This is a genomic window from Sulfurimonas sp. NWX79 (genome assembly GCF_039667035.1).
GTDB lineage: Bacteria > Campylobacterota > Campylobacteria > Campylobacterales > Sulfurimonadaceae > Sulfurimonas > Sulfurimonas indica.
In genome coordinates, this window is the sequence record NZ_JALCZL010000003.1 from 142,329 (window position 1) to 148,357 (window position 6,029).

Here is a 6,029-nt window from a genome sequence, read left to right on the forward strand (position 1 = left end):
TATTATGCCTCCACTTTACGTACATTTGAAACATCGATAGGCATCTCTTTATTGATATGACCACCTTTTGTGTTCTCTTCAGTTGGTTTAACAGCTTTTTTAGCTATTTTACAACCCTCTACGATTACTTTGTTTTTCTTAGGGAATACCGCAAGTACAGTTGCTTTTGTACCTTTGTCATCACCAGCGATAATTTCTACAGTATCGCCTTTTTTGAAATTAAATTTTGCCATTAAACAACCTCCGGTGCAAGAGATACAATTTTCATGAATCCTGCGTAACGAACTTCACGACCAATTGGTCCGAAGATACGAGTACCAATAGGCTCTCTCTTGTCATCAAGTATTACAGCAGCGTTGTCATCAAAACGAATAAGTGATCCGTTTTCACGTTGAACTTCTTTATGAGTTCTAACAACAACAGCTTTAACAACTTTACCTTTTTTAACTTTAGCAGTTGGAATCGCTTTTTTAACAGAAGCAACGATAACGTCACCTACTGATGCATAACGACGCTTAGAACCACCAAGTACCTTAATACACATAATCTCTTTTGCACCTGTATTATCAGCTACGTTTAAACGAGTAAAACCTTGAATCATTACTACGCTCCTTTTACAACTGACTTAAGTCTAAAAGATTTTGTTTTAGACATTGGACGACATTCGATTGCAACAATCTCATCTCCAACTTTACACTCATTACGCTCATCATGTACTAGGTACTTTTTGAAACGTTTTACAACTTTATGGTAACGAGGATGCATTACACGGCGCTCAACAACAATAGTTACTGTCTTGTCACCAGCAATTTTTACAACATTACCTTGAATTTCACGTTTATGTGTCATCGCTCGTCCCCTACTTCTCTACTGCAGCAAGTGCAGTGTTGATTCTTGCAATATCTTTTTTAGCAACACGAAGTTCGCTAGTGTTTTGTAATTGCATCATCTTTTGTTTAATTTTTAAAGTAAACAGCTCAGTCTTCTTCTCTTTAAGCATAGCTTGAAGTTCTGCTGCACTTTTACCTGCTAAATCAGAATATTTCATTGCTCATCTCCGCAGTAATTATTTTTGTTTTGAATGGTAACTTGTGCATAGCAAGAGTTAGCGCTTCACGAGCTAAATCATGTGGTACACCAGCCATTTCAAAAATTATACGACCTGGTTTGATGTTCATAACCCATTTATCAACTGCACCTTTACCTTTACCCATACGAGTTTCAAGAGGCTTAGCAGTTAATGGTTTTGCAGGGAATACTCTAATCCAAATCTTACCATTTCTTTTGATGTGACGTGTAGCAGAGATACGAGCCGACTCAATCTGACGAGAGTTGATACGACCAGCTTCTACTGCTTTAAAACCGATGTCACCAAAAGCTAACTTGTAACCTGAACGAGCGTAACCACGGTTACGACCTTTCATTACTTTACGATATTTTGTTCTTTTTGGCATTAACATGATTATTCAGCCTTTTCACTATTTTGGGGGCGTGGTTTTCTTGAACGACGCTCTTTTTTCTCTTCTTTAGCTTCTGCTGGGATACCTTTAGTAAGTACCTCACCTTTGAAGATCCATACTTTTACACCGATGATACCGTATGTAGTATGTGCTTCAGCGAAACCATAATCAATCTTAGCACGAAGTGTATGAAGTGGAACACGTCCCTCTAAATACCACTCAGTACGAGCCATTTCAGCTCCACCAAGACGACCAGCAACAGAAACTTTGATACCTTTAGCACCTGAACGTTGTGCACCTTGCATAACTTTTTTCATAGCTCTACGGAATGCAACACGACGCTCTAACTGCGTAGCAACATTTTCAGCAACAAGCTGTGCTGAGATTTGTGCTTTTTTCTCTTCTTTGATGTTGATAGAAATTGGTTTACCAACAAGTTTTTGAACTGCAGTTTTAAGCTTTTCGATATCTGCACCCTTTTTACCAATGATGATACCGGGACGTGCTGCAACGATAGTTACACGTAAACGTTTCACAGTTCTCTCAATGATGATGTTAGAAACACCAGCATAGTAAAGCTCTTTCTTTAAAAATGTTCTAATCTTGTGATCTTCACCTAAACTAGCCGGAGCAGTTTTAAAGTTAGGAAACCAACGAGATTCCCAGTTACGGTTGATTCCAAGACGTAAACCAATAGGATTAACTTTTTGACCCATTCTATTTACCCTCTACTTCTACTAAGATATGTGCTGTTGGTTTTCTAATACCTGAAGCCATACCACGAGCACGTGGACGGAAACGTTTAAGTACTGGACCATTGTCAACACGACATGATGTAATTACACAATCTTCAGCTTCGTTACCGCTGTTAGCTACTGCAGATGCAATAACTTTAGAGATAATTTTTGCTGCCTTATTTGGAGTGAACTCTAAGGCTGCCATTGCTTCTTCAGCATTCATACCTTGAACTTCACGTGCAATAAGACGAGATTTGATAGGTGATACACGGATAAATTTTAATAATGCTCTAGCCATGACTACCCCTTCTTCTGAACAGAGCCCTTGTGGCCCTTGAATGTACGAGTTGGTGCAAATTCACCAAGTTTATAACCAATGTGGTTCTCTGTAACATATACAGGAACGAATTGGCGACCATTATGAACATTTAATGTCAACCCAACCATCTCAGGAAGAACCATAGATCTTCTTGACCAAGTTTTAATAGGTTTTTTGTCTCCGCTAGCTTTCGCTGCTTCAACTTTTTTCATTAAATGGTCATCTACGAATGGACCTTTTTTAACTGAACGAGCCATTAGCCTACCCTTTTTGCATTTGGTTTACGACGAGTGATAATAAGTTTATCACTAGCTTTTTTACGACGAGTTTTAGCACCCTTAGTTGGTTTACCCCAAGGAGTAACTGGGTGACGACCTGAATTCGTTTTACCTTCACCACCACCATGCGGGTGATCAATAGGGTTCATTGCAGAACCACGAGTTTGAGGACGAATACCCATATGACGAGTACGACCAGCTTTTGCGATTACGATGTTAGAATACTCTTCGTTTCCAACTGTACCAACAGTAGCCATACACTCACCAAGTACTAAACGCATTTCAGACGAAGGCATACGAAGTGAAACATATTTCCCATCACGACCCATAATCTGAGCAGAAGTTCCAGCTGAACGTACCATTTGTCCACCTTTTCCAACTTTAAGCTCAATGTTATGAACCAATGTACCAACAGGAATGTTTTTAAGTTTCATCGCGTTTCCTGGTTTAACATCTAAACCAGACTCAGCAGACTCAATCTTGTCACCAACATTTAAACCTTTTGGTTGAAGGATATAACGTTTATCACCATCTGCATAAGTAACAAGTGCAATTCTACAGTTACGGTACGGATCGTACTCAATAGTAGAAACAGTACCAGGAACACCAAACTTGTTACGTTTGAAGTCAATGATACGGTAAAGTTTTTTCGCACCTGCTTGCTTATGACGAGATGTGATACGACCATTGTTGTTACGACCTGCGTGAGCCGGTAACTTAACAAGTAATGAACGAACACTAGCTTTAGCAGTGATATCTGAACTATCTACATTCGTATAAAAACGACGAGATGGAGTTATCGGTCTATAAGTTTTAATTGCCATCTTATACCGCCAAACTTTCTATTTGTGCACCCTCAGGTAAAGTAACATAGAACTTTTTGAAGTCATTTTGTTTACCCTGTACACCACGGAAACGTTTTACTTTTCCGCTTTGATTTAGAGAGTTGATTTTTGTAGGAATGATTCCAAAATACTCTCTAAACACCTCTTTAAGACCTGTCTTAGTCATACGTGGTGATGTTTGAACAACAATTACACCATCTTCTTGAAGACCAAGAGTTTTCTCTGTATATAGTATAGATTTAATATCTGTAATATCTGCCATTACTTAGCCTCACTTACAAGATTTTCCCATACAGCTTTTTCTATCACGATTGAGCGATAGTTAGCAGCTAAGTATGCGTTTAACTCATTAGCTTCGATAACATAAGTAGCTTGAAGATTTTCAAATGCTAAGTATGTTTTCTCATCTAACAGTTCTTTAACAAAAAGAGTATCTCTTTGGTTAAGAGCTTTGAACATTGCTGCAGCGTCTTTTGTTTTACCAGACTCTACTGCGATGCTGTCAACTATAAACAGAGTACCATTTTGTGCATGCTCATTTAAAGCGAAGTTAAGAGCAAGTTTCTTTTGCTTTTTATTCACTTTAAGATCGTAGTTGCGGTTGTTTTGAGGACCAAATGCCTTACCACCACCTACGAAGATTGGAGAACGACGAGAACCAGCTCTAGCACGACCGCCACCTTTTTGAGACCATGGTTTTTTACCACCACCACGTACATCACTTCTACCTTTAGCAACTGCTGTGTTTGCACGTTGTGCAGCTTGAGCAGATTTTACATAAAGGTAAAGGTTATGAGGGTTGATTCCAGAGAAAGACTCTGGTAATGCTAACTCAGAAGCTTTTTCCATTTTTTCATTTAAAACGATTGCGCTCATTATTTAGCTACCTTTACACGACCTAAAGAACCGTTTGCACCACTTACTGAACCTAAAACCGCAATGATTTTGTTTTCAGCATCGTAAGAAACGATCTCATTTTTTACACTGTTTTGTGTATTACCATATTGTCCAGGCATTTTCTTACCCTTCATAACACGACCTGGCCACTCAGCATTACCGATAGAACCTGTTCTACGACCAAATCTGTGACCGTGAGATGCAGGACCACCACCGAAATTCCAACGCTTCATACCACCAGAAAAACCGCGACCTTTGGTGTTGAATGTAGTTTTAAGCACACTTGCCTCTGCAAGTGGAGCCAAATCTAAATCACCAGCTTCAGCGTTTGCTACTTCTAATGTAACAAAACGGTTAAATTCTGCAGGAAGGTTGTATTTCTTCTGTTGACCTTCAATTGCTTTATTCATTTTTTTACCACTGTTGTACGCAACAATAGCTTTACCATCATTAACTTCACACACCTTTGCATCTAGAACTCTTAAAAGAGTAACTGGTTTTGCTGGTACTGTGATAGTACGGCTCATGCCGATTTTTTCAACAATATATTCCATATTTGGCTACTCCTATTTGTCCATAGAGCGAACTTCAACGTCCACTTCCGGTGCAAGATCTAGTTTCATTAATGAATCAACAGTCTCTGGCGTAGCAGATACGATGTCAATCATTCTAGCGTGCATACGAATTTCAAACTGCTCACGAGATTTTTTGTTAACGTGAACTGATTTTAAAACAGTATATTTACGAATTTTTGTTGGTAAAGGTATTGGACCACGGATTACCGCGCCAGTACGCTTAACAGCCTCAACGATTGATGCTACTGATCTATCAAGTACACGATGATCGTAAGCTTTCAATTTTAAACGAATTTTTTCCATAATTTTCCTTCTAAAGAACTCGTTGGATCCTAGCCCAACTATTTTAAGGGAGCGGAATTATACTCAAACTAGGAGTAATATTCAAGGATTTAGGGGACAAAAATGGAAAAACTTCTAAATTTATTTCCTTTTAATAAGGAAATGATACAATACACTACACAAAAAAATGGATAATTTATGGAAATTTTCTAGTTCCCATGCTCTACGTAGGAACTCATACCTTTTAAAAACCCTTAACCTAAGAGCAATTGTTATCTTATTATGCTATAATAGCTCAAAACTGTAAAGGATTTAAGATGCATACCTTAACACTAAAGATCAAAGATAATGCCTATGATAAAATTCTTTATTTCCTAAAAAATTTATCGAATGATGTTGAAATTTTAAACGATAAAATTACTGCTCAAAATACCACAAAAAAACAAAGCTTATTATCTTTAGGTGGTGCATTAAATAAATATGCAGATCCTTCTAAAATAGATTTAGAAGATAAAGTGCATATGACGGAGCATCCGGACACCCAACGCGTTTTAAATCGGACACCAAGAAAGGGAATATTTTCTGTAACGCCATTTTAGCATAAAGTGTCCGAATGATTTTTTAATATTCGTCAGT

General features: G+C 38.1%; 14 protein-coding genes. 1 reads left to right on the forward strand and 13 read right to left on the reverse strand.

The window, feature by feature from the left end:
- Positions 1–2: 2 nt before the first annotated feature.
- Genes rplX through rpsJ form a run of 13 tightly spaced genes read right to left on the reverse strand, consistent with a single transcriptional unit; the run spans position 3 to position 5,414 of the window.
- On the reverse strand, positions 3–233 hold the full coding sequence (gene rplX / locus MNY27_RS02635) for a 50S ribosomal protein L24 (RefSeq protein WP_152183753.1): 231 nt from the start codon (positions 231–233) through the stop codon (positions 3–5).
- Positions 233–601 (reverse strand): 50S ribosomal protein L14, encoded by a 369-nt coding sequence (rplN, locus tag MNY27_RS02640; protein WP_013326030.1) that lies wholly within the window; start codon positions 599–601, stop codon positions 233–235. Before rplN ends, rplX begins: the two co-directional genes overlap by 1 nt.
- A gap of 2 nt (positions 602–603) precedes the next feature.
- A complete protein-coding gene (gene rpsQ, locus MNY27_RS02645; protein ID WP_152183754.1) occupies positions 604–849 on the reverse strand; it encodes a 30S ribosomal protein S17 in 246 nt (81 codons plus the stop codon).
- A gap of 10 nt (positions 850–859) precedes the next feature.
- Positions 860–1,048 carry a 50S ribosomal protein L29 gene (gene rpmC, locus MNY27_RS02650; RefSeq protein ID WP_152183755.1) on the reverse strand — a complete coding sequence of 63 codons (189 nt, stop codon included), beginning with the start codon at positions 1,046–1,048 and terminating at the stop codon, positions 860–862.
- Complete coding sequence (rplP, locus tag MNY27_RS02655; RefSeq protein WP_152183756.1) at positions 1,035–1,460, reverse strand: 50S ribosomal protein L16; 426 nt, start codon at positions 1,458–1,460, stop codon at positions 1,035–1,037. The genes rpmC and rplP overlap by 14 nt, the downstream gene beginning before the upstream one ends.
- A gap of 2 nt (positions 1,461–1,462) precedes the next feature.
- Positions 1,463–2,176 carry a 30S ribosomal protein S3 gene (gene rpsC, locus MNY27_RS02660; RefSeq protein ID WP_152183757.1) on the reverse strand — a complete coding sequence of 238 codons (714 nt, stop codon included), beginning with the start codon at positions 2,174–2,176 and terminating at the stop codon, positions 1,463–1,465.
- A 1-nt stretch (position 2,177) separates the two neighbouring features.
- Positions 2,178–2,495 carry a 50S ribosomal protein L22 gene (gene rplV / locus MNY27_RS02665; RefSeq protein ID WP_152183758.1) on the reverse strand — a complete coding sequence of 106 codons (318 nt, stop codon included), beginning with the start codon at positions 2,493–2,495 and terminating at the stop codon, positions 2,178–2,180.
- 2 nt (positions 2,496–2,497) lie between these two features.
- Positions 2,498–2,773, reverse strand: a complete 276-nt coding sequence (gene rpsS / locus MNY27_RS02670; RefSeq protein ID WP_152183759.1) for a 30S ribosomal protein S19 — start codon at positions 2,771–2,773, stop codon at positions 2,498–2,500.
- A complete protein-coding gene (rplB, locus tag MNY27_RS02675) occupies positions 2,773–3,618 on the reverse strand; it encodes a 50S ribosomal protein L2 (protein ID WP_152183760.1) in 846 nt (281 codons plus the stop codon). Before rplB ends, rpsS begins: the two co-directional genes overlap by 1 nt.
- A 1-nt stretch (position 3,619) precedes the next feature.
- On the reverse strand, positions 3,620–3,901 hold the full coding sequence (locus MNY27_RS02680; RefSeq protein ID WP_151901246.1) for a 50S ribosomal protein L23: 282 nt from the start codon (positions 3,899–3,901) through the stop codon (positions 3,620–3,622).
- Positions 3,901–4,515 carry a 50S ribosomal protein L4 gene (rplD, locus tag MNY27_RS02685; protein ID WP_188109450.1) on the reverse strand — a complete coding sequence of 205 codons (615 nt, stop codon included), beginning with the start codon at positions 4,513–4,515 and terminating at the stop codon, positions 3,901–3,903. Before rplD ends, MNY27_RS02680 begins: the two co-directional genes overlap by 1 nt.
- Complete coding sequence (gene rplC, locus MNY27_RS02690) at positions 4,515–5,090, reverse strand: 50S ribosomal protein L3 (RefSeq protein WP_152183762.1); 576 nt, start codon at positions 5,088–5,090, stop codon at positions 4,515–4,517. Before rplC ends, rplD begins: the two co-directional genes overlap by 1 nt.
- Before the next feature lie 12 nt (positions 5,091–5,102).
- Positions 5,103–5,414, reverse strand: coding sequence for a 30S ribosomal protein S10 (rpsJ, locus tag MNY27_RS02695; protein WP_152183763.1), 312 nt, complete (start codon positions 5,412–5,414; stop codon positions 5,103–5,105).
- Between the two features lie 296 nt (positions 5,415–5,710).
- Here rpsJ and MNY27_RS02700 point away from each other — a divergent pair, with 296 nt between their 5' ends.
- Positions 5,711–5,992 carry a hypothetical protein gene (locus MNY27_RS02700; RefSeq protein WP_346391829.1) on the forward strand — a complete coding sequence of 94 codons (282 nt, stop codon included), beginning with the start codon at positions 5,711–5,713 and terminating at the stop codon, positions 5,990–5,992.
- The last annotated feature ends 37 nt before the right edge of the window (positions 5,993–6,029 follow it).

Bases quoted from the DNA above. Each gene is read 5' to 3' on its own strand.
- rplP (WP_152183756.1), bottom strand. From the start codon at position 1,460: ATGTTAATGCCAAAAAGAACAAAATATCGTAAAGTAATGAAAGGTCGT.
- rplV (WP_152183758.1), bottom strand. From the start codon at position 2,495: ATGGCTAGAGCATTATTAAAATTTATCCGTGTATCACCTATCAAATCT.
- rplC (WP_152183762.1), bottom strand. From the start codon at position 5,090: ATGGAATATATTGTTGAAAAAATCGGCATGAGCCGTACTATCACAGTA.
- rpsS (WP_152183759.1), bottom strand. From the start codon at position 2,773: ATGGCTCGTTCAGTTAAAAAAGGTCCATTCGTAGATGACCATTTAATG.
- rpmC (WP_152183755.1), bottom strand. From the start codon at position 1,048: ATGAAATATTCTGATTTAGCAGGTAAAAGTGCAGCAGAACTTCAAGCT.
- rplB (WP_152183760.1), bottom strand. From the start codon at position 3,618: ATGGCAATTAAAACTTATAGACCGATAACTCCATCTCGTCGTTTTTAT.
- MNY27_RS02700 (WP_346391829.1), top strand. From the start codon at position 5,711: ATGCATACCTTAACACTAAAGATCAAAGATAATGCCTATGATAAAATT.
- MNY27_RS02680 (WP_151901246.1), bottom strand. From the start codon at position 3,901: ATGGCAGATATTACAGATATTAAATCTATACTATATACAGAGAAAACT.
- rplN (WP_013326030.1), bottom strand. From the start codon at position 601: ATGATTCAAGGTTTTACTCGTTTAAACGTAGCTGATAATACAGGTGCA.
- rpsQ (WP_152183754.1), bottom strand. From the start codon at position 849: ATGACACATAAACGTGAAATTCAAGGTAATGTTGTAAAAATTGCTGGT.
- rplX (WP_152183753.1), bottom strand. From the start codon at position 233: ATGGCAAAATTTAATTTCAAAAAAGGCGATACTGTAGAAATTATCGCT.
- rpsJ (WP_152183763.1), bottom strand. From the start codon at position 5,414: ATGGAAAAAATTCGTTTAAAATTGAAAGCTTACGATCATCGTGTACTT.
- rplD (WP_188109450.1), bottom strand. From the start codon at position 4,515: ATGAGCGCAATCGTTTTAAATGAAAAAATGGAAAAAGCTTCTGAGTTA.
- rpsC (WP_152183757.1), bottom strand. From the start codon at position 2,176: ATGGGTCAAAAAGTTAATCCTATTGGTTTACGTCTTGGAATCAACCGT.